This window comes from Armatimonadota bacterium, from assembly GCA_018268395.1.
GTDB lineage: Bacteria > Armatimonadota > Fimbriimonadia > Fimbriimonadales > Fimbriimonadaceae > JAEURO01.
In genome coordinates, this window is the sequence record JAFDWQ010000003.1 from 621618 (window position 1) to 641258 (window position 19641).

Consider the following 19641-nt stretch of genomic DNA (forward strand, 5'->3'; position numbering starts at 1 on the left):
TTGCCGATGAGCATTTCCGAACAAGGCAACTGGGGGGCCGCGAAGCGGTTCCGCCTGATCATCCGCGAACAAGGGCAGTCGCGCGAGATGGGGGGCAACGAAATGAGCCTCGCCGTCGGGATCGTGGACAACATCATGATGAACGCGCTCGACCTTAAGGCGAGCGACATCCACCTCCAACCCGAGCGGGATCAGCTCCGGATCCGGTTCCGTCAAGACGGCATCTTGCACGACAACGGCCAGCTTCCGCCGGAGCAGGCGCAAAACGTGCTCGCACGTCTCAAATTGTCCGCCGGGATGCGCATCGACGAGCAGCGCGAGCCGCAAGACGGCCGCATCGACATGGAATATGACGACCGCAAGCTGAGCGCCCGCGCGTCGTGCATCCCTTGTCTGAACGGCGAGAAGTTCGTCATGCGTCTTCTCGACCCCCAGGCGATGAAGGTCGACCTCAACGGCCTCGGCATGTCGGACGACGTCCGCGAACAGTGGAAAAACCTGATCCAAGTGCCTTACGGCCTGATCTTGGTCACCGGGCCGACGGGTTCCGGTAAGACGTCGACGCTTTACGCCTCGCTCAACTTGCTCGACCGCAAGAAGCGCAACATCGTGACGGTCGAGGATCCGATCGAATACGAGTTCGACGACAACATCGCCCAGGTCCAAGTGACCGAACGCACACCCTTCCCGCGGGTCATGCGCGCGTTCCTGCGCCAAGACCCGGACGTCATGATGGTCGGTGAAATGCGCGACCCCGAGTCGCTCGCCATCGGCATCCAAGCCGGCTTGACGGGACACTTGGTGCTGTCCACCCTCCACACGAACAATGCCATCGAATCTATCGGCCGTATGGTCGACATGAACGCCGAGCCGTACTTGATATCAGGCGTCCTCGTCGGGATCATGGCCCAGCGCCTTGTCCGCCGGAACTGCACGAAGTGCTCCGAACCGTTCCCTTATTCGCGTGACGAACTCGAAGAACTCGGCTGCACGGCGGCGGACATGCCGGGCGCAAAACTGCTCAAGGGCAAAGGTTGTCCGGAGTGCAACGGTTCCGGGTTCAAGGGCCGTATCGGCGTGTACGAACTCATCATCGGAGACCGTCCTCTTAAGCAGGCGATCCATGAAGGAGCTGGCTATCCCGAACTCTTGGCCGTCGCTAAAAAGCAAGGTTTCAAAACGATGCAAGAGGACGGCAAGAACAAAGTCCTGGCCGGAGTGACGACTCCGGACGAAGTCATCAAAGCCGTCTCGACGCAAGCCGTGGAATGATCCTGGGGGGTCGGAACGGGTTTTGACGGCCATGACGTTCGCTTGTGAGTGCGGTCGTCATGGCTCTGTCTCCTTTCGTCTCCGAGCTGGCCGACGGGATGAGACGAAGGCTATGACGGGACTTTTTCGAGTCCACGGACGTTGTAGAGCATCCCGTCGATCATCGTTTCGATCATCCACAGTTCGTCCGGCGCCTTTCGGCCGTAACGATGGACCGTACGGACGCCTTTGTCGGTCGTGACCCGGACATACTGGTGCGACTGGTCCGTGATCGGTTCAGAATAGTCCTTGTCGAGTTTCCAGAATCCGAGTGTGTCTAACGCCTTGGCCAGTTTCGCAACCTCTTCAGGCGCCACTTTCCCTTCGTACTCCCCGGTCTTATCGACGTAGCGTTTACCAGAGAAGTGGACGGTCCCGTCCGACTTGAACGTGACAGTGTACACAGGGCATCCGCCGAAACAGGGCGTCCGTTCGAGCGAGATTTCTCGGACGTCGCGTGACGCTTCGTGCTGGCGGATTCCTGCGGCGCAACAGGCGGCGAGGCCGAGCGAAGCGGCCCAGGCGAACGTCCGTGGAGAGACCTTCATGCTTCCTATGACGCGCGGGACCGCACTCCGTCAGACCTTCAGGGGCCAAAGGGCGAACGAGGTTCAGGCGATCGTCATGTGCGTGCGTGCATCTTGTCAGTCCTGTGATCGACACTCGACGCGTCATGAGCACCACGGCACCCTTGTCCTCAAACCTGAAAACGGTCTTGGCGGTCTACGACGCCTTTGGCCGGAACGATGTTCCGACGATACTGGGCCACTTGCACGAAAACGTCGCCTGGACGTGTCGCTTCGACCCTGTCGTACCCTGGGGCGGAAACTGGACCGGACGGGAAGGTGCGGCGGCATTCTTTCGCACACTCGACGAATCAGTAGAGGTTATGGCATTTGAAGTTATCGAAAACGTCGCCAAAGGAGAAACGGTCGTCTCACTTGGGACGTTCACGTGCAAGGTCCGTTCGACAGGCAAGACGTCCCATACACGATGGGCCTTTGTTTGGAGGTTCGAGCAGGGTTCGGTCGTCAGCTATGAACAGTTCCATGACCCGGCGATCGCTGAGGCGTTCAAGCCTTGACGGCCGCTGCTCGGACTTTCCAGGCTTCAAGGACCTTTCGGTCCGTCCAATCCAGGCTGACAGGTGTCAGGGAGACATGACTCTTCGTGACGGCCCAGACGTCGGTTTCGGCCTCGTCCGGCCGCATCACGACGACTCCTCCCTGCCAATAATAGGGCCGTCCCCAAGGGTCTTCCCGCCGTTCCACGCGGTCCTGATAGATCCGCTGTCCCATGCCGACGAACTTATGGCCTTCGATCTCTTCGTACGCGAGTGCTGGAACATTGACGTTCAGGAAGCACATCTCGGGCAAGGGAAGGCTCGCCAAAAGCGCCCAGTTCTCTCGGAGCCAAGTGGCACCCGTCTCGTAGTGGAAGGGAGCGCCGTCGGCGAAGACGCACATGCTGAGCGCATAGGACCGGATTCCGTTGATGCACCCCTCCATGGCTCCTGCGACGGTTCCGCTATAGGTGACGTCGAACCCGAGGTTCGGGCCGTTGTTGATCCCGCTCAGCACGAGGTCGCACCCCTCGGGCCAGGCGACCGTCAAGCCGACGTTCACACAATCGACCGGGACGCCGTTGACCTCGTACGCCTCGTGGCCGTCGACGTCGCAAGTTCGGACGCGGAGTGGCTCGCGCATGGTCATGGCGTGACCGCAGGCGCTGCGCTCCCGGTCGGGAGCGACGATCTTCACGTCACCGAAGCGGGCGGCGACGTCGGCGAGGTGTCGGATGCCTTCGGCCCGGACACCGTCGTCGTTCGTCACCAGGATGCGCATCCGGCGAGCATACCGGGCGGACTTTACGCTGCTTTGCGCGCGTCGGACGTCCGCTTCGGTTCGAACTCGTCCTTGATGGCCTTGATCCGGGGCAGGACCGAGAGGAACGCGTCTACGACGACCGGGTCGAAGTGGGTGCCCGCGCCGTTCCGGATCTCGTGGGCCGCTTCCTCGACGGACCAGGCGCGCTTGTAAGGGCGTGGAGACGTCAGGGCGTCGAAAACGTCGCAAACGGCCGCGATCCGGCCCGAGAGAGGGATCTCTTGACCTTTCAGACCGTTCGGATAGCCTTTGCCGTCCCAACGCTCGTGGTGCGTGAGCGCGATCTGCTCGGCCGTTTGGACGAGCTTGTTGTCGCTCCCGATCAGGATATCGGCGCCGATAAGCGTGTGCAACTTGAGCCGTTCGTACTCCTCTTCGGTCAGCTTGCCCGGCTTCAGGAGGATTTCGTCTCCGATCCCGATCTTGCCGATATCGTGCATCGGAGCGGCCGTCAAAATGATCTTGCACTCTTCTTCCGGCAGTCCGATCGACTCGGCGACGGCCTCGCAATAGCGGGCCATCCGGACGACGTGGGCACCGGTTCCACCGTCACGCTGCTCGGTCGCCCGGACGAGACGTTCGATGATCTCGCCCTTGCTCCGCTCGAGCTCTTGTCGCGCGTGGACGCGCTCCGTGATGTCCTCGACGAGGACAAGGAACCGGGAGTGCTTCCCGCGCGAGTCGAGCGGGCTCGACCAGAACCACCGGGAATGGCCTTCGCCCGTACTCCGGGAATGCGACTTCGTCTGAAGGACCGCCCTTGACTTTCGGCCGTGCTGCAACTCTTCGAGCAGCATCCGGATGTCCAGGCCGTCCTTTTCGTCGAAGAACACGCCCGCCAGCTCGAAGAGGTTCTTGCCGACGGCGTCTTTGGCGGAGATGCCGAAGATGGCCTCGGCCGATCCGGCCCAGAGCCGGACTTCGTAGTCCTCGTAAAGCTCGATGACGCCTAAGGGCGTGTTCATCAAGTGCTTTTGAAGCGCGTCGGCGTTCCGGTTGGCGCTTTGCCGCAAGAGGGCCCCGGTTATGGCCAGGATCGGCGCGGCCACAGCCACGAAACCGCATTCGACCACGTTCGACAAGACGGTGTGATCGGTTCCGGGCCGACCGGCCAGGAAGACCAAGGCATAAGCCACCGCGATGAGGCTGCACAGGATCGCCGAGTTCAGGCTCGTCAGATAGCCCGCGACGACCACGAAGACGAGGATGAGCGGGGCCGGATCCGGCAGATCGGGAAAGTGTGTCGTCAGGTTTTGGACGACAGAGATGCCGAGCAAGACGACGATCGGGCCGACGGCGTCGCGCCATAGCGCTCTCCCTCGGCTCTTCGACAGGAACGGATTGCCCTCTTGAACTGAATCGGATCTCATGCCTAGTGGCCGGACAGTCCGAAGACCGTCCTCCTTTTTATCGGCGGTTTGGGCTCCGTTCGCTACTCGGCACGTCTCGGAACGGACTCAAAGTCTCTCAGGCCACGGCCGTGCCCGAATGCGATCCGAGTTCGGATCGGCGGACTAGCGCCCGGGTATGCGCCGATGGTTGACGGCCAAAAAGGGGACACCGGCTCGAACCGGACGGTCTTCGGCCTTGCCGGAACAGGTCGTCAGCCGAGTCCGATGGCCCGTCCGACCTCGCCCACAAGGTAGAAGCTGCCCGTGACCACGATCAGGTCGGGTCGTGACGCCATCGCCGCCTGTAGGCCCTCCGAGACGTCGGCATGCGAGAAGGAACGCGGGAACAACCAGCCAGCCTCGCTTTGAAGGTCCTCTGGACTCCTCGTGCGGTGGAAGTCGATCGGGACGAACCGCACCTCGTCCACGATCCGTGACAGGGGTTCGTAGAACCCGGCGGGCTTGTGCCCTTCCAACATCCCCGTCAGGAGCACGATCCGCCCAGGCTCTTCGGGTAGGGACGCCAGGCTTTCGCACAACGCTTGGGAGGATTCGGCGTTGTGGGCGCCGTCAAGGAGGAACCTTTGACCGTTCCAAACGGCCGACTGCATCCTCCCAGGCGCCGTCGCCCGGGAGCAGCCGTGGGGCACCTTTCGAGGCTCGCGCATCGCTCCTGCCGCTTCGACGGCCGCAATGGCGACCGCCATGTTGTGCGGCTGGACGGACCCTTGGATGCCTGGGATCAGTCTCTCGAACGAACCGCCCGGTGTCTGGACCCGGAAGCCGTCGAAGCCCGTGCTCACTCCAAAGTCGCGACCGACCCGCCAAAGCGGGGCCTGGTTGATTTTGGCGATCGTCTCAATGGCCAAGAACGCCTCCTCCGGAACGTCGCCTACGACGACGGGCCGACCTTCCTTGATCACGCCCGCTTTTTCGATCGCGATGCGCGCGTGCGATTCCCCGAGAATGTGCGTGTGGTCGAGTCCGATGCTGACGATCGCGCAACTGGCAGGCGACTCGATCACGTTCGTCGCGTCCAAACGACCACCCAGACCGACTTCCAGAGCCACATAGTCCGCCTTCATCCTCGACCAGTAGAGGAACCCCATGGCCGTTTTGAACTCGAACTCCGTCGGGCCCTCGAACTCGGTCGGTTCTAGACTCTCGGCGATCGGCCAGACCTCTTCGACCAACCCGGCGAAGTGTCCGGGGGGAATGAGCCGGTTGCGGTCAGGATCGGTAGGGTCCGTGAACTGGATCCGTTCCCGCACGGAAAAGACGTACGGGCTGAAATAGGCGCCCGTCCTCCAGCCTTGTTCGATGAGAAGGCTCTGGACGAACGCGGTGACGCTGCCCTTTCCGTTCGTACCGGCGATGTGGACGAAGCGGGGCCAATGCCCGATATCGAGCCGTCGGACTAACTCGCGCATCCGGTCGAGTTCGAGCCGCCAGCCTTTGTTCTGGAGACTGGAGACTCGGGCGACGGCCTCGTCGAAGCTCAGCGGCATACGGAGAGCGGGGAGGGTACCTTCGCACTGAGGGGCCGATGAAACCGGACCCGTGGCTCCGCGTCTGGAACCTCACGGATGCTCACGACCCTTGTCCTCGCCGCACAGGCCCGGCCGCTCGTCCCCGCTGGCCCGCCGGTCCCCTTTCCCGTCCTCCGTGCCGAAAGCTGGATGGGTGCGGCCGACCCGTTCAACGTTCGGAACGCCAAGGGCAAAGTCGTCCTCGTCCATTTCACGCCGACCTTCTGTTGTGGCTACGACCACGCGGCCAAGCTCGTCCGTCAGGCTCTGGACAGATATGGGAGGAAAGGACTGACGGCTTTCGGGGTGTTCTCCGGGACGTTGGACGGCGAGCAGACGAGAATCTGGACCGACGTCCAGAGGCACGTTCCCGTGAACTGGCCCGTGATGGTCGACAAAGACGGAGCGACGACCAAGGCCCTGTTCCCGACCGAAGGCGAAGTCCAGTATTCGTTCAGCTTCATCGACCGTAAAGGGTCGTACCGGAAGTTCCGGTTCGAAAAGCTCGACGACGTCTTCCCCGCAATCGAAAAGCTGTTAGCCGAGAGGGCTTAACGCGGTCGGGTGAGCAAGAACTGGACCAGCGCTCCGAGAAGACCGCTTCCGAGGGCGATGCCGACCACGAACAGCTTGTCCTTGAGTCGGGAAAAGCCGGGCGCGGAGGGCTTGTTCAGCCGGACGTCCGAGAGATGGAACGACGCCTGTTCCGTCCAACCGTCCGTGACGCGGACCATCAGGTTTTCCGGGTCGTAACCGACGACTTTGCAGTTCCACCACCCCCAATTCGGCCAAGGGCAGCAAAGGGTCTGTCCCGGCATGACGGACAACGGTTTGACGTCCGTGCGGGGGACGCTCGCTTCGCCGCCTTTAAGGAACCTGACTTTGACCGAATGGGGCCCGACGTCCAGCGTCCTGGCGACGTACTGGTGTCCGTCGCTGGAGGTCACGAAGGCGAGCTCGCCCTCGGTCAAGGGTCTCTCCGTCGCGCTGATACGCTCGCGCAAGGCCTGCAAGATCGCGTCCCGGGATACACCGGACTCTTCCGCCGCAACGATCAGTTCTTGGACCTCGGAACGTGTTTCGATCTCGACCGAACTCTGTTGCTGGATCTCTTCGGCTCTGACCAAGAGCTCGCGTAACGTTTCTTGCTGCATCGCCTGGCTTTGTCCACTTAGAAGGGCCGTCACAGCACGAAGACGGTCCTAGACCGCGCTCGGTTGCGGGATCAGCCCGGACGCCGCGATCCGTTTGACCGCCTCCGCGAACCGCTCTCCTTCTTTGTCCCCGACCAACGTGAGGCTCATCCGGACGTATCCCTCGCCCTCCGTCCCGTACCCGTTGCCCGGAATGACGAGTACATGGGCCTTCTCTAACAGCGCACCCGCGAACTCTGCGCTCGACATGCCCTCTACGGGAACCTTGGCCCAAATGTAGAACGCCGCCTTCGGCCTGGTAACGTTCCAACCGATCGATCGGAGACCGTCGACCAGATTGTCCCGACGCTTCTGATAGAGGGCGATGGTGTCGTCGTTGGAAACGCTGTCCAGGGCGTGGGCTCCTGCTTCGGCAATGGCCGGAAAGGCCTTGCTGTCGATGTTCGACTTGAGCCGCTGCAAGACGGCGACGGCGTCCGGGTTCCCGCAAGCGAACCCGAGCCTCCAGCCCGTCATGTTGTACATCTTGCTGAGCGAGTGGAACTCGATCGCGACGTCTTTGCCGCCCGGTACCTGAAGGACCGTCGGGTTCTTGTAACCGTCGTAACAGACCGTTCCGTACGCCATGTCGTTGACGGCGAGCACGTCGTGCTCGCGACAGAACGCGACGAGGTCGGCGTAAAACTCCGGCGTTGCCGTCGCGCCCGTCGGATTGTTCGGGTAACAGACGTAGAACAGCTTGGCCCGCTTGGCGACGTCGGTCGGGATTTCGCTCAAGTCGGGAAGAAAGCCGCGCTTCTCCATCAGAGGGACTTCGAACACGTCCGCCCCGGCCATGAGCGCGTTCACCTTGTAGACCGTGTAGGCAGGGTTCGGCACGATGACCGCGTCGCCCGGGTCTGCATACGCCCAGGCAAGGTGGGCGAGACCCTCTTTACTGCCGATGACCTGGCAAAAGTCCGTCCGCGGGTCGAGGGCGACTCCGAACTCGCGTCGATAGAACGCGGCGGCTGCGTCGAGAAACTTCAACCATCCGAGGGCGGTCTCGTCGTACCGGTGCGTGGAGGGGTCGTCGACGGCCCTCTTCAAGGCTTCGCGGACCGGGACCGGAGTCGGAAGGTCAGGGTCGCCGATACCAAGGTCGATAACGTCCGCGCCGCGGGCGATGGCTTCGCGTTTGATGCGGGCCATTTCGGAGAACAGGTACGGCGGGATCTTCTCGAGTCGTGTCGACGGCTTGGGCACGGCGGGAGGATACCGGACCGACCACTGGAACCAAGGAGATCGGCCGGACCCTAGAGCTCGCCCTTGTCCCGACGCCGCAACCGGAGGACGGGCAAAAGCGGCTCGTCCGCACGTACGGGCGTGCTCGAGTTGGCGAGCATGTTCTGGACCCGACGTTCGACCTCGGCCGCGTAGTCGTTCATCTGTTGCTCGCAATCGCGTTGCAGGTCCTCCATATCGTCGAGCAGCCGCAAGATGATTTCGACCCCGGCAAGGTTGACCCCCATCTGCTGGGTCAGCCGCTGGATGCGACGGACGCGGAGCACGTCTTCGTCGCTGTACAACCGGTTCTTGGCACCGACCCGGCTCGGGACGACCAGTCCGAGACGCTCATACTGTCGGAGCGTCTGCGGGTGGACGCCGCACAGTTCGGCCGCGACCCCGATCATGTAGACCGGCCGCCCCGACGTCCTCACGCTTCGACCTCGAGCTTGGCGAACTGCTCCAAAAGGCGTCGTTGCTCGGCGTTCAGCGCTTTCGGGACGGAAATCTTGACGCGGACCATGAGGTCGGACTTACCGACTCCCTGACCTTTCAGGCGGAACATCTGTCCGCCCTGCGTCCCTGCCGGAACCGTAAACTTGCCCGAACTTCGCGGGGTCGGTACGGACACGACTCCTCCCAGGGCCGCTGTCGCGAAGGGAACGGCGACGTCGGTCTCCGTCGACTCGCCGTCGTACTTGAAGGTCGGATGGGGCAGGAGGTTGATCTTCACGAACAAGTCGCCGGCCCGCCCGTTGGATCCCTTCGAACCGCCTCCGGAGACACGGAGCTTAGCGCCCGGTTTGAATCCTGCGGGAACGCTGACGACGATCTTCCGCGAGTTGAGGACGAGGCCCGTCCCCCGGCACTGGGGGCAAGCGCCCGTGCGGGTGCCGCTGGACAGTCGGACTTGACCGCTTCCGCCGCACGTCGAACAGGCGTCTTCTGTCTGGAACGTCAGCGTCCGTTTGGTGCCCGAGTCGATCTCCTCAAGACTCACGTCGACGGACCGCTCGATGTCCCGGGCGGCGACGGTCTTCGCGCGACCGAACCCTTCTCCGCCCATGCCGAACAAGTGGCCGAACAGGCCCCCGAAGTCCATTTCGACGTTCTGGAAGTCTTGGTACCCTCCGAAGTCAGGGGACTCTTCCCATCGCGGGCCGAGCCTGTCGTACTTTTCCCGCTTGGTCGGATCGCTGAGGACCGCGTACGCTTCGCCGACTTCCTTAAACTTCGCTTCGGCCGTGGGATCGTTCGGATTGACGTCCGGGTGGTACTTCCGGGCAAGCTTGCGATAGGCGGTCTTGATCGCCTTGTCGTCGGCGTCTTTTGGAACGCCCAACACTGCATAGTAGTCCTTGCCCATGACGGTCATACGCTCAGGTGCTTGAGCGTACCATACTCAAGTGACGGGCCAGAGGGTGTGGACGTTTCAGGTCCCGCCTCCGTCCTGGCCCGCGTCGTGCCTGACGATCCTTAGGGTTCTGACAGGTCGAGATTCAAGCGTGCCGACCCGAAAATGAAACCTGTGGACTTGGCGAGCCTTGAAATCAGAATGTCGCGGAGCGAAAACCTCCCGACTTTGCCTCAGGCTGCAAGCCAGGTCTTGCGATTGGCCGACGATCCTGACGCCAGTCCGCGAGAGATCGAGCGTGCGATCGAAATGGACCCGGCCATCACGGCCAAAATCCTCAAGGTCGCTAATTCGGCCTACTACGGCGCCACCTCCGTTCCCACGATCGGACGGGCGATCTCGTTCTTGGGGCTGACCACGGTCCGCTCGGTCGTGATCAGCATCGCGATGCAGCAGATGATTTCTGGCCGGACCCAGTGCCCCAGTTTCGACAAACTCTCTTACTGGCGCCACTCGTTGGCCGTCGCCACGACGGCCCGAATCCTTGGCAAGATCAAGTTCCCTGCACGGGCGGAGGAGCTCTTTTGCGCGGCTATGATGCAAGAAATCGGCATCCTTGCAATGGATAAGTTCGTACCTCAAGACTTGCATGCGACGATTTTGAAAGCCCGTGAAGCCGGGCAACCGTTGACCGACGTCCAAGAGCGGGCGCTGGGCTTCTCCTACATCGGCGTGGGCGTCGTGCTGGCCAAGAAGTGGGGCATGAGCGCCCTGATCCAAGAGGCGATCCAAGACCAGGGTCTCTTCGACCCGTTCTCACCGGGCGCCGACGCTGCGGCCGTCATGTCGTTGTCGAACACGGTCGCCGGGCAACTCGGGTTCATGCACAGCGGGCTTCCAGCACCGCCGACCGACGAAGCCGCCGCCGAGCACCTCGCGATCTCCGAAGCGCAGTTAGGCGTCGTGAAAGACGTCGTCGCGCAGGAAATCGCTAAGGCCCAGGACACGTTCCAGATCGCGGCCTGAACGGCTAACCGGCCGAATTGACGGGACGTTCGTCCACAAGTTTCGCGGTATCGTATTCAGTACCGTGCGCTACTCTAGGTTGCTTTTTGGGATCTTTGTAGCCTGCCTCACCGGATCGAGTCATGGACAGGCCAAGCTGCTTTTCGATGTCGCGACCGACTTACGCTGGCCGAGTGGCACGGTGCCCGTGCTGTTGCCACTCGCCACAGGCGATTGGGCGGCAGGGTACATGGGTCTCGATCGAAAAGCCATTGAGGTCTTGGGCCAGGATTGCCTACGTAAGTCGCTCGATTGGTACATACCGTCCACCGAACTGACACCTCGAAGGTTTACAGCCGGCGACAAGATCTATCTCAGCTACAATTTGCCGAACAATTCCGGTGGCGTGGCGGCGTGGACGTTGAACGGCTCGTTGTCTTTCGTCCGGGAAGTCGCCCCGTATCAGGGCGGGAATGTCCTGGCGTGCGCGATGCCCGGGGGTGGGTGTGCCGTCGCCTATTCCATTAAGCAGCAGAACAACTCCTCACGAGGGGCTAGGATCGAGTTCCTTGACTCAAGCGGCTCGCTGATCTGGACGACGGACTTTGACCCGGACAACTCCAACGTCGATGCTTCGCCTAGCGACCTCTGTGTCTCGGCAGACGGGAACGTCTTCTTCCGTTTTGGGGAAAACGTAAGAGGATTAGCCCTCTTTCAGCCTTTCTTGGGGCAGGCGACTGTCCCTGGGATCCGGATCCTGACCGGGCATTCCAGCGGATTCGTTACTGCGAGCGGATCGACCGTGAAGCTGTTTTCTTCAATCGCGACGCAGCAATGGTCGAAGTCATTGTCGTTCACGAACACCGTGACCATCACGACCGGTGCTTCTGGTCGCATAGCGGTCGGCGGAGGAACAGGAGGCTTTGACAACAAGTGCGCGTTCGCCCTCCTTGATACCGCAGGGAACACCTTGATCCAGAAGGTCTTGACGATCGGTTCGTCGGTTTCCGGTCTGAGGCCCACACTTGACGGCGGTGTCACGGTCCGATGCACGGGATCGGCAGAACTTGTCCAACATTATGGTCCGACAGGAGTGTTGCAGTTCAGTATTCCGCTACCCTCGACCGGCACGTGGGCGGGCGGCCTCGATGATTCGATCCTCTTGTTCGTCCCGGCGCTCGTTTCGAAGTTCGCGTCCTACGATGCGGCCGGCCAATTGGTCGTCGAACGGGAGACGGCCCTCGACGTGTCGATGAGCGACACCGTCTATGCCGCAATGGCCGGCTCTTCCGGGATCTCTTATACGTACGTTCAGTCGATCAAGCCTGGATTCCAGGGACCGACGTCCACGTATGCCATGGCCCGAAGTGAAGACGGACGCGAGCTCTGGAGGACCGTGCTCTCGCAAGGTGGTTCGGAGAACGCAGCCGTCGTCGTAGCCAAGGACCAGTCACAGTTCTACTGTTCAGGAGGAACGAACTTTCAGCTTGCGAAGCTTGATCGGGAGGGGCAGGTGCTTTGGTCGACTTCGAGCAACGTCGGTGTCAACTTGTTTCTCGTAGGAGTGGTTCCTCGATCGGACGGTGGGGCGATCGTCGTGAGAGGGCAGTCGCCGAGTTTCGGCAGCGTGGCGAAGACCTGGGTAACGATATTCAACGGAGCGGGCCAGGAAGTGAGCTCCTTCGAGTTGGATCCGGGGCGCGAGTGTTCGATGTGGTCGGTCTGCGCTGCGGGTGACGGTGGTTTCATCCTTGCGGGAAGCGGGCGGTTTACGGGAACGCTCCGAAGTACCGTCGTGAAGTGTACGTCCTCTGGAGCGACCCAGTGGACGTATACGGACGAAGGCTCGTTTTCCGGATACTTGTCGTGCATGTCCGACGGTCAAGGGGGTTGTTTCGCCTCCCAACAGTATGACGGCGGCTCTGTAGCGAAAGTCGAAATCGATCGCGTGGGCCCGACAGGACAATTGTTGTGGAGGTGTAAGAAGTCTGATTGGGTGACGACTGCGGCCGGTGAGATCGAATTCGCGACCGATCACAAGGGGGGCACCTTCGTGTTCCATAACCCGAATAGAACGGTGGCCGGCAGCCAGTTTGCCGCGCGCATCGATCAAAACGGTAACGTCCTGTGGTCGCGAGACGTCGGACTCCCTGTCGCACGACCTGTCACGGTGTCCTCTGTGACTCCTGCCGGTACCGGTGGAGCGGCTGTCGCTTATGTCGACCTCATGGGGAGTTCGACGAAGTCGTTCGTCAAACTGCTAGCGGAAGACGGGTCCGACCGTTGGCCATCGAACGGTTCGGTGTTTGCGAACGGCTTCGTTCAATCTGGACCGGATGACTCCGGATACTTCGCATTGACTTCTAACGGCCTCGGGGACGTCTTGATCTTTGGCGACCGTTGGAGCTTGACGACGGACAATGACGCGTTCCTCCGGGCCGTCGGGTGGGACCACGAAGCCGCGTCCGCGGTCCACGTGGTTCGAGGCCGGCTGAGGTCCGGAACTGTCTCCGACCTTGGTCGGGTCGACGGTTCTGAGGTCGCATTCGACCTCGATGCCGGGAAATACCCTCAACACGATGCGCTCAACGTCGAGTTCTCAGGCACGGTAACGGCCCAGCAAGGGACGTGGCTCCACTGTGCCGCTTCGGTAAGAGAAGACTTCGAGAAGGGCGTCGTGGTGTTCGAAGTTTTCGACAGAGTGCAGGGGAGCTTTGTGCCAGGGAACTCTCGCGACGCTTCGAAGGCAGGTTCGGACATGTCGTTGACCGTGCCGTACGGACCGACGTTCGTGGGTCCGGACGGCGCCGTCAAATGCCGTCTCCGATGGACCGGCACCGGCCCGATACCCGTCGGCCCCTCCTCAGGACCGAAGGGAATGTCAGTGGACCGTGTGGCTTGGGTGGTGGAATGAGGTTGTACGGACACTTGGTGCAGGTGTCCGTACCAGAACCCGTCTGCTGAACCTTAGTCCTCTTCTTCCTTCTTGTGCTTCTCGTATTCCTTGATGAGGTTCTGCTGCTCGTTGTGAGGCATCTCGTCGTAGTGCGAGACCGTCGCTTTGAAGATTCCGCGGCCCTTCGTGATCGACCGGAGGTCGAGGGCGTACCGCATCATCGTCGCCATCGGGACCTGGGCGTTGACGCGCGTCTTGCCCGCCGCGACCGGCTCCATGCCCTGAAGCTGGCCGCGCCTCGTGTTCAAGTCACCCACAACGTCGCCGACGGCTTCGTCGGGGACGTCGACCTCGACTTTCATCACGGGCTCAAGGATCGTCGGCTGAGCTTTCTCGGCGGCGGCTTTGAAGCCGATCCTGGCCGCCGTCTTGAACGCTTGTTCGCTGGAGTCGACGTCATGGTACGAACCGTCCACGACGACGACTTTCACGTCGACGACCGGGTAACCGGCTAGGAACCCGCCGACCATCGTCTCGCGGACGCCCTTTTCAATGGCCGGGATGTAGTTCTTGGGGATGGCGCCGCCGACGACTTTGTTCTCGAACGTGAACCCTTCGCCGCGCGACATCGGCGCGAGTTCCAGCCAGCAGTCGCCGTATTGGCCTTTGCCGCCCGTCTGCCGCTTGAACTTGCCCTGGGCCTTGGCCGAACCCTTGATGGTCTCCTTGTAAGGGACCTTGGCTTCGCCGAGCGTCACGTTGACGCCGAACCGGGTCTTGAGCTTGTCGACTGCCGAGTCGATGTGGATGTCGCCCATGCCTTCGAGCAGTTCCTGGTGCATGACCGTGTCGCGCGTGTAGCGCAGCGTCGGGTCTTCTTCGAGGATCCGTTCGAGGGTCGAACCAAGCTTGTCTTCGTCAGCCTTGCTGTTCGGATGGATCGCGACGCGGTAGATCGGGTCGGGGAACTCGACCGGAGCGATCTGGATCTTGTCCTTTTGCGTCGTCAACGTGTCGCCCGTGTGCGTGTCCTGGAGTTTGGCGATCGCGCAGATGTCGCCGGCCCAGACCACCTGCGCAGGCTCCTGGTTCTTGCCGTGCGCAAAAAAGAGGTTGTGGACGCGCTCGTCCTTCTCCCGACCCACGTTCCAGACATGGTCGTCGGCCTTGAGCATGCCGCTGAAGACGCGCACATAGTTGATCTTGCCGACATAGGGGTCGGCCGTAGACTTGAAGACAAAACCGACAAGGGGGCCGTTCGGGTCTTCCTCGTACTTCTTGCCGTCGACTGCCGTGAACGGATGGTAGACGGGCGAGGGAAGTTCGCCCACGATCCGGTCCAAAAGCGTCGCGACCCCGATGCCGCTTTGGGCCGATCCTAAGAGCACGGGCACGACCTTGCCGTTCAACGTGCCTTCCATAAGGCCGTGCTCGACTTCGTCCGGCGTCAGTTCTTCTCCGCCGAGGTACTTCTCCATCAGGACGTCGTCGCCTTCGGCCGCCGCGTCCATCATCTTGTCCCGCAGGCGGGCCGCGTCTTCGGCATATCCGGAGGGCGCCTCTTCGATCTCCTGCCCCCTGTCCTTACCCTTGTAGACCTTCATCGAAAGAAGGTCGAGGACGCCGCTGAAAGCCGCTTGATGGCCGATGGGGATCTGGCACTCGACGATGCGGTTGCCGTAACGGGCGTGGAGCGTCTCCATCAGCCCTTGATAGTCGGCGTTGTCGCGTTCCAGCTTGTTGATAAAGATGCAACGGGCGAGGCCGTGCTGCTCGGCGACGTCCCAGGCCAGGTCGAAGCCGACGTCGAGGTCGCGTTTGGCTTCGCAGACGATGACCATAGCGTCCACGATCCGCGCGACGGCGTGCAGGTCGCCCATGAAGTCGCTGAAGCCGGGAACGTCGATCACGTTGATCTTGTGGTCGTGCCATTCCAGCGGAAGGACGGAGGCGCTGATCGAGATTTTCCGCTTCGACTCGAGCTGATCGAAGTCGCTTTGCGTGTTTCCGGCATCGATGCTGCCGACGCGGTCGGTGGCACCGGCCGTAAAGAGCATGTGCTCCACGAGCATCGTCTTTCCGGAACCACCGTGACCTACAATGGCGACGTTTCTGATCTTGTCGGGCGTGTACTGTTTCAACTCGTCTTAACCTCGTCGTGAAGTGGTTCAGCATAGCACGCGGAACTTCCGCCGTTCACCCTGGCTCCGAGGCGTCCGAGACCTCCTGCCGGTCGTCCTTTCTGAGGGCAGGCGGTATCGTCGGTCAAGGTGGCCCCCGACGTCCTGATCCGACCCTTCGACGACGGCGATTCCTATGAGGAACTGACCGAATTGCTGCACCGCGCCTATGCCGGTCTGGCCGAGCGCGGATGGAACTTCACGGCCAGTTATCAGGACGTCGCGACGACGCGCGACCGGGTCGCAAAGGGAGACACGTTCGTCGCCGTCGACGGCACGAAACTCGTGGGGACCGTGACGATCGGGACCGACGTCTGGGACGACGACCCGGAACTCTATCAGCGCGACGACGTCGCCGTCCTGTGCCAGTTCGGCGTCCTGCCCGAATACAGGGGCCACATGACGGGGGACGCGCTGTACCGAAAGGTCGTGGACGAAGCGAGGGCCCGTGGCTATTCGACCGTCGGTCTTGATACGCCTGAAACCGCCACGCACCTCATTGAGTACTATCAACGGCGCGGTTTCGAGGTCGTCGGGCACCACCAGTGGCACGGCAAGACGTACCGGTCGGTGGTCATGGCCAAGCCCGTCCCCAAGGACTGAAGAGTTTACGATGGAACGTCACGAAGACACGGAAAGACAGGAGGGCGCGGCGTGGGCGACCTGATCCCGATGGTGGCCGTCGTGGCCGTCTTCAGCATCCCGATCGTTGCGATCCTGACCAGCCACCAGCGCAAGATGGCGGAACTTGTCAGGAGCCAGCCGCAACAGGACGTGCGCTCCCGACAGCAGCTCGACATGATGCAGGCCCAGATCAACGACCTGCGCAACCAGCTCCACGAGCACATCGTCCGGACCGACGGCCCGCCGCTCAGTGCGGCCCCACAAGCCCCGCCGCCCGTCTCGGACATCGAACAGCGTCTGAACGGCTGAAATCTCAGAAGCAGGCCCGACCGGTGGTCGGGCCTGCACGGTTCACGGCAGACCGATCGGCAAGACGGGGGCCAAGTCGCCGTTGACGACCAGGGCGAACCCCTGCGTCCCGCCTTGGGCCACCTTGGGAACCGAGATCGTGATCTCATAGGCGCCCGGCACGGGAGCGTTGAAGACGACCATCTCGGTCGAGTTCTTCGCGTCCGCCGCACCGCCCGGGGTCGATTCGCCCAACGTCGTGTTGAACACGTTGCCGAGGTACGTCGATCCGGTGGGAGCGACCACCTTAAGGTCGACGTCGTTCACTGCGGCGCTGCTCGCGTTCACGGTCGCTGCATAGTCCGTGAAGCTCATGGTGATCCGGAGCGGAGCGTTCGCGTCCTTGACGATCACGGTGAACGTCCGGGACGAACCTTGAGCCAAGCCTTGCGCACGGCGGACGTCCCAGAACCACGTCCGGCGTTGCTCGCCAGGGAACCAAAGGACGTTGTCGGCTAAGAGCCGACCGAAGCCCTCGTTGTTCGTGGGGTAGCCGCTCACCCCCGTCATGTCCACCCCACCGTTCATGACCGTCGCCCGGATCAACGCACCGCTCGCGTTCCAACTGCTGAACGGCGTCACCGAACCTTTGGCGAAGCGGCCCTCCTTGTACCACTGACGGATCAAGGCCGCCTCGCCCGTGATCGCAGGACACGCCATCGACGTCCCCGAGAGCGAGGCGAACGTATCGTTGCTGCCGTTCGCAGAGACGATCCCGATGCCGGGCGCGAAGATCTCCGGCTTGCGGCGGCCGTCCGAGGTCGGGCCACGCCCGCCGGAACCGATCGTGTGCTGGCTCGGAGTCTGGTTCGTCGCGCCGACGCCCAGGCAACTCTTCGCGTTCTCAGGCGTCTTGAGCAATGACTGGTTCGTGACCGCGAACGCGACCATCGCGTCCTCGAAGTCGTAGCTGAACTGGTCGATCGCTTGGCACCAGCTCGTGTAGGCCGTCGTGGAGTCGTCGCCCCACGAGTTCGAATGGTCACGGGCGCCGGCGTTGTAGGCCGCGACGAACTTGGAATAGAGGTTGCTGCTGTTGACCGTCCCCAGGTTCGTGAACGCGATCTTCGCCTTCGTCGCGTGACCGTTGTTCAACGTCAGACCGTTGACCGGCTCGCGGTCGCCGGCGATCGTCCCCGCCGTGTGCGTGCCGTGGCTGTCCGAGCCCTGCGTCCCGCTGTACATCACGACCTTGCGGTGGTTCGGGCCGATCGGGTTCCCGTTCGGGTCCTTGAAGCAGTTGTGGTTCATCGACATCGCCCCGTCGATCAATCCCACGGTCATGTTCTGCCCCTTCAGGCCGTGGTCCCACAGAGGACGCGAGTTCGTCACGTTGGACTGCACGACCCATGTCGTCTTGTCGTTGCGGAAGCTCCACTCGCCCGACTCCTCGATGAACTGCACCGCACCGACCTTGGCCAGCGACTTGACCGCGTCCAACCTGCCGCGGACTTCGACCAGCTCGTGTCGCCCGATCGCACCTTGCGAGACGACGTCGAGCCCGGCGGCTGAAGCCGCCCTGACGACGGCCGAAATCTCCTCACCGACGAAGACGTGGACGGTCGCCCTGACTTGGCCGGCGGCCCGCTCGGCCTGCCGCTCCGGGGTCGCGAACGAGCGCAGACCCAGTTCCGGGCTGAGCTTATAGAACGGATGGAAGCTGCCGTACCAGCTCGCGAGGCCCGCCTTGGAAGCCGCGCGCAAGGCGCTCGGTCGGCCCTTGACGATGTACGTGTCGTCGGGCAGATAGGCGTCGATACGGAGCCCGAGGGCCTCGATCCGGCGCTGGCCCGCTTCCGAGAAGGAGCCAGGGGTCTGCAGGAGGAAGCGTCCGACCGCGTCGGAGACGACGGGGGCGGACTTCCAAGCGGCGGGCACGACGGGTTCGGATCTCGAAGGGTCGAATTCCAGCGCTTTCAGCTTGACGCTCCCGGCAAAAGAGAAAGATGCGGCGCAGGCCGCCAGGGCAAGGGACGTAGTTCGTCGGATCATGGGGTGACACCCGAAAGAATCCCTCCGATTCTAACCGGACCGCCCCTCGGAAGGCACCTTTTCCAAGAACGTTGCGTAGACTTGCCAGGTATGAGCCCGCTCACCGTTTTCGCCGCGACCCTCGCCCTCTTCGGCCAAGACGCCGCTCCCAAGTCCGATTACAGCGCCGATACGAAGACGGTGGAGTCGACCGTGCTCGCGCTTTATGACGTCATCTCCGGCCCCGCCGAGAAGAAGCGGGACTGGGCCAGGTTCCGCAACCTCTTCGCTCCGGGCGCCCGGATGGTGCCGAACTTCAAGCGCGGCGACAAGTTCGCGACGATGGTGCTCACCACCGAGGACTACGTGACCAAAGCCGGGCCGGCCCTCGAAAAGGACGGGTTCTTCGAGAAGGAGGTCAGTCGTAAGGTCGAGGAGTACGGGCCGATCGCCCACGTGTTCACCACCTACGAGTCGCGGCTCAAGTCCCCCGAGGAGAAGCCGTTCGACCGGGGCATCAACAGCGTCCAACTGTCATTCGACGGTGAGCGGTGGTGGATCCAGTCGATCGTCTGGGCGGGCGAAAGCGCGGCCGGACCGATCCCCTCGAAGTACGGCGGCTGAGCCGCTTCGAGAGAGGCTTCGAGACGCTAAGGTACCGACGCCTGTCCTGAAAGGAACGGGCCGGCTCATGGCAAGAAGTGGCCCTTTCATGGCAAGAAATGG

General features: G+C 62.3%; 18 protein-coding genes. 8 read left to right on the top strand and 10 right to left on the bottom strand.

Annotated features, from left to right (window positions below; all coding sequences use genetic code 11):
* Positions 1-6 precede the first annotated feature (6 nt).
* On the top strand, positions 7-1272 hold the full coding sequence (locus JST30_08370; GenBank protein MBS1714337.1) for a type II/IV secretion system protein: 1266 nt from the start codon (positions 7-9) through the stop codon (positions 1270-1272).
* 110 nt (positions 1273-1382) lie between these two features.
* Here the strand turns inward: JST30_08370 and JST30_08375 are convergent, their stop codons facing one another.
* Positions 1383-1859: a hypothetical protein gene (locus JST30_08375; protein MBS1714338.1), complete on the bottom strand. Its 477-nt coding sequence runs from the start codon at positions 1857-1859 to the stop codon at positions 1383-1385.
* Positions 1860-1984: 125 nt separating this feature from the next.
* On the opposite strand from JST30_08375, the gene JST30_08380 reads away from it, so the two are divergent.
* Entirely contained in the window at positions 1985-2395 is a 411-nt protein-coding gene (locus JST30_08380; GenBank protein MBS1714339.1) for a nuclear transport factor 2 family protein, read from the top strand.
* Here JST30_08380 and surE read toward each other — a convergent pair.
* From surE to JST30_08395, 3 genes are all read right to left on the bottom strand, one after another.
* The gene (gene surE, locus JST30_08385) at positions 2385-3155 is read right to left on the bottom strand and encodes a 5'/3'-nucleotidase SurE (protein MBS1714340.1); all 771 of its coding nucleotides are present in this window, start codon (positions 3153-3155) and stop codon (positions 2385-2387) included. The genes JST30_08380 and surE overlap by 11 nt on opposite strands.
* A 23-nt stretch (positions 3156-3178) precedes the next feature.
* Positions 3179-4162: an HD domain-containing protein gene (locus JST30_08390; GenBank protein ID MBS1714341.1), complete on the bottom strand. Its 984-nt coding sequence runs from the start codon at positions 4160-4162 to the stop codon at positions 3179-3181.
* Between the two features lie 638 nt (positions 4163-4800).
* Positions 4801-6096, bottom strand: a complete 1296-nt coding sequence (locus JST30_08395) for a hypothetical protein (protein MBS1714342.1) — start codon at positions 6094-6096, stop codon at positions 4801-4803.
* A gap of 78 nt (positions 6097-6174) precedes the next feature.
* On the opposite strand from JST30_08395, the gene JST30_08400 reads away from it, so the two are divergent.
* Complete coding sequence (locus tag JST30_08400; GenBank protein MBS1714343.1) at positions 6175-6672, top strand: redoxin domain-containing protein; 498 nt, start codon at positions 6175-6177, stop codon at positions 6670-6672.
* Here JST30_08400 and JST30_08405 read toward each other — a convergent pair.
* The 4 genes from JST30_08405 to JST30_08420 all read right to left on the bottom strand — a co-directional run bounded on the left by JST30_08405 (position 6669) and on the right by JST30_08420 (position 9912).
* A complete protein-coding gene (locus JST30_08405) occupies positions 6669-7271 on the bottom strand; it encodes a hypothetical protein (GenBank protein MBS1714344.1) in 603 nt (200 codons plus the stop codon). The genes JST30_08400 and JST30_08405 overlap by 4 nt on opposite strands.
* A 48-nt stretch (positions 7272-7319) precedes the next feature.
* Positions 7320-8462, bottom strand: a complete 1143-nt coding sequence (locus tag JST30_08410; GenBank protein ID MBS1714345.1) for an aminotransferase class I/II-fold pyridoxal phosphate-dependent enzyme — start codon at positions 8460-8462, stop codon at positions 7320-7322.
* Positions 8463-8566: 104 nt separating this feature from the next.
* Positions 8567-8944 (bottom strand): MerR family transcriptional regulator, encoded by a 378-nt coding sequence (locus JST30_08415; protein ID MBS1714346.1) that lies wholly within the window; start codon positions 8942-8944, stop codon positions 8567-8569.
* Positions 8945-8967: 23 nt separating this feature from the next.
* The gene (locus JST30_08420; GenBank protein ID MBS1714347.1) at positions 8968-9912 is read right to left on the bottom strand and encodes a J domain-containing protein; all 945 of its coding nucleotides are present in this window, start codon (positions 9910-9912) and stop codon (positions 8968-8970) included.
* 153 nt (positions 9913-10065) lie between these two features.
* On the opposite strand from JST30_08420, the gene JST30_08425 reads away from it, so the two are divergent.
* Both JST30_08425 and JST30_08430 read left to right on the top strand, forming a co-directional pair.
* Positions 10066-10917 carry an HDOD domain-containing protein gene (locus tag JST30_08425; protein ID MBS1714348.1) on the top strand — a complete coding sequence of 284 codons (852 nt, stop codon included), beginning with the start codon at positions 10066-10068 and terminating at the stop codon, positions 10915-10917.
* Positions 10918-11146: 229 nt separating this feature from the next.
* A complete protein-coding gene (locus tag JST30_08430; protein ID MBS1714349.1) occupies positions 11147-13810 on the top strand; it encodes a hypothetical protein in 2664 nt (887 codons plus the stop codon).
* A 53-nt stretch (positions 13811-13863) separates the two neighbouring features.
* On the opposite strand, the gene JST30_08435 is transcribed toward JST30_08430, so the two are convergent.
* A complete protein-coding gene (locus tag JST30_08435; protein MBS1714350.1) occupies positions 13864-15933 on the bottom strand; it encodes an elongation factor G in 2070 nt (689 codons plus the stop codon).
* A 129-nt stretch (positions 15934-16062) separates the two neighbouring features.
* Here JST30_08435 and JST30_08440 point away from each other — a divergent pair, with 129 nt between their 5' ends.
* Together JST30_08440 and JST30_08445 are read left to right on the top strand one after the other, a co-directional pair.
* Positions 16063-16575 carry a GNAT family N-acetyltransferase gene (locus JST30_08440; protein MBS1714351.1) on the top strand — a complete coding sequence of 171 codons (513 nt, stop codon included), beginning with the start codon at positions 16063-16065 and terminating at the stop codon, positions 16573-16575.
* Positions 16576-16626: 51 nt separating this feature from the next.
* Positions 16627-16905, top strand: coding sequence for a hypothetical protein (locus tag JST30_08445; GenBank protein MBS1714352.1), 279 nt, complete (start codon positions 16627-16629; stop codon positions 16903-16905).
* A 42-nt stretch (positions 16906-16947) separates the two neighbouring features.
* On the opposite strand, the gene JST30_08450 is transcribed toward JST30_08445, so the two are convergent.
* Positions 16948-18936: a S8 family serine peptidase gene (locus tag JST30_08450; GenBank protein MBS1714353.1), complete on the bottom strand. Its 1989-nt coding sequence runs from the start codon at positions 18934-18936 to the stop codon at positions 16948-16950.
* A 90-nt stretch (positions 18937-19026) separates the two neighbouring features.
* Between JST30_08450 and JST30_08455 the strand changes: the two genes are divergently transcribed.
* Complete coding sequence (locus tag JST30_08455) at positions 19027-19539, top strand: hypothetical protein (protein MBS1714354.1); 513 nt, start codon at positions 19027-19029, stop codon at positions 19537-19539.
* Positions 19540-19641 lie beyond the last annotated feature (102 nt).

What these genes read in the sequence shown, in the direction of transcription:
- JST30_08370 (MBS1714337.1), top strand. Translation starts at nt 7, where the DNA reads ATGAGCATTTCCGAACAAGGCAACTGGGGGGCCGCGAAGCGGTTCCGC.
- JST30_08375 (MBS1714338.1), bottom strand. Translation starts at nt 1,859, where the DNA reads ATGAAGGTCTCTCCACGGACGTTCGCCTGGGCCGCTTCGCTCGGCCTC.
- JST30_08380 (MBS1714339.1), top strand. Translation starts at nt 1,985, where the DNA reads ATGAGCACCACGGCACCCTTGTCCTCAAACCTGAAAACGGTCTTGGCG.
- surE (MBS1714340.1), bottom strand. Translation starts at nt 3,155, where the DNA reads ATGCGCATCCTGGTGACGAACGACGACGGTGTCCGGGCCGAAGGCATC.
- JST30_08390 (MBS1714341.1), bottom strand. Translation starts at nt 4,162, where the DNA reads ATGAACACGCCCTTAGGCGTCATCGAGCTTTACGAGGACTACGAAGTC.
- JST30_08395 (MBS1714342.1), bottom strand. Translation starts at nt 6,096, where the DNA reads ATGCCGCTGAGCTTCGACGAGGCCGTCGCCCGAGTCTCCAGTCTCCAG.
- JST30_08400 (MBS1714343.1), top strand. Translation starts at nt 6,175, where the DNA reads ATGCTCACGACCCTTGTCCTCGCCGCACAGGCCCGGCCGCTCGTCCCC.
- JST30_08405 (MBS1714344.1), bottom strand. Translation starts at nt 7,271, where the DNA reads ATGCAGCAAGAAACGTTACGCGAGCTCTTGGTCAGAGCCGAAGAGATC.
- JST30_08410 (MBS1714345.1), bottom strand. Translation starts at nt 8,462, where the DNA reads ATGGCCCGCATCAAACGCGAAGCCATCGCCCGCGGCGCGGACGTTATC.
- JST30_08415 (MBS1714346.1), bottom strand. Translation starts at nt 8,944, where the DNA reads ATGATCGGGGTCGCGGCCGAACTGTGCGGCGTCCACCCGCAGACGCTC.
- JST30_08420 (MBS1714347.1), bottom strand. Translation starts at nt 9,912, where the DNA reads ATGACCGTCATGGGCAAGGACTACTATGCAGTGTTGGGCGTTCCAAAA.
- JST30_08430 (MBS1714349.1), top strand. Translation starts at nt 11,147, where the DNA reads ATGGGTCTCGATCGAAAAGCCATTGAGGTCTTGGGCCAGGATTGCCTA.
- JST30_08450 (MBS1714353.1), bottom strand. Translation starts at nt 18,936, where the DNA reads ATGATCCGACGAACTACGTCCCTTGCCCTGGCGGCCTGCGCCGCATCT.
- JST30_08455 (MBS1714354.1), top strand. Translation starts at nt 19,027, where the DNA reads ATGAGCCCGCTCACCGTTTTCGCCGCGACCCTCGCCCTCTTCGGCCAA.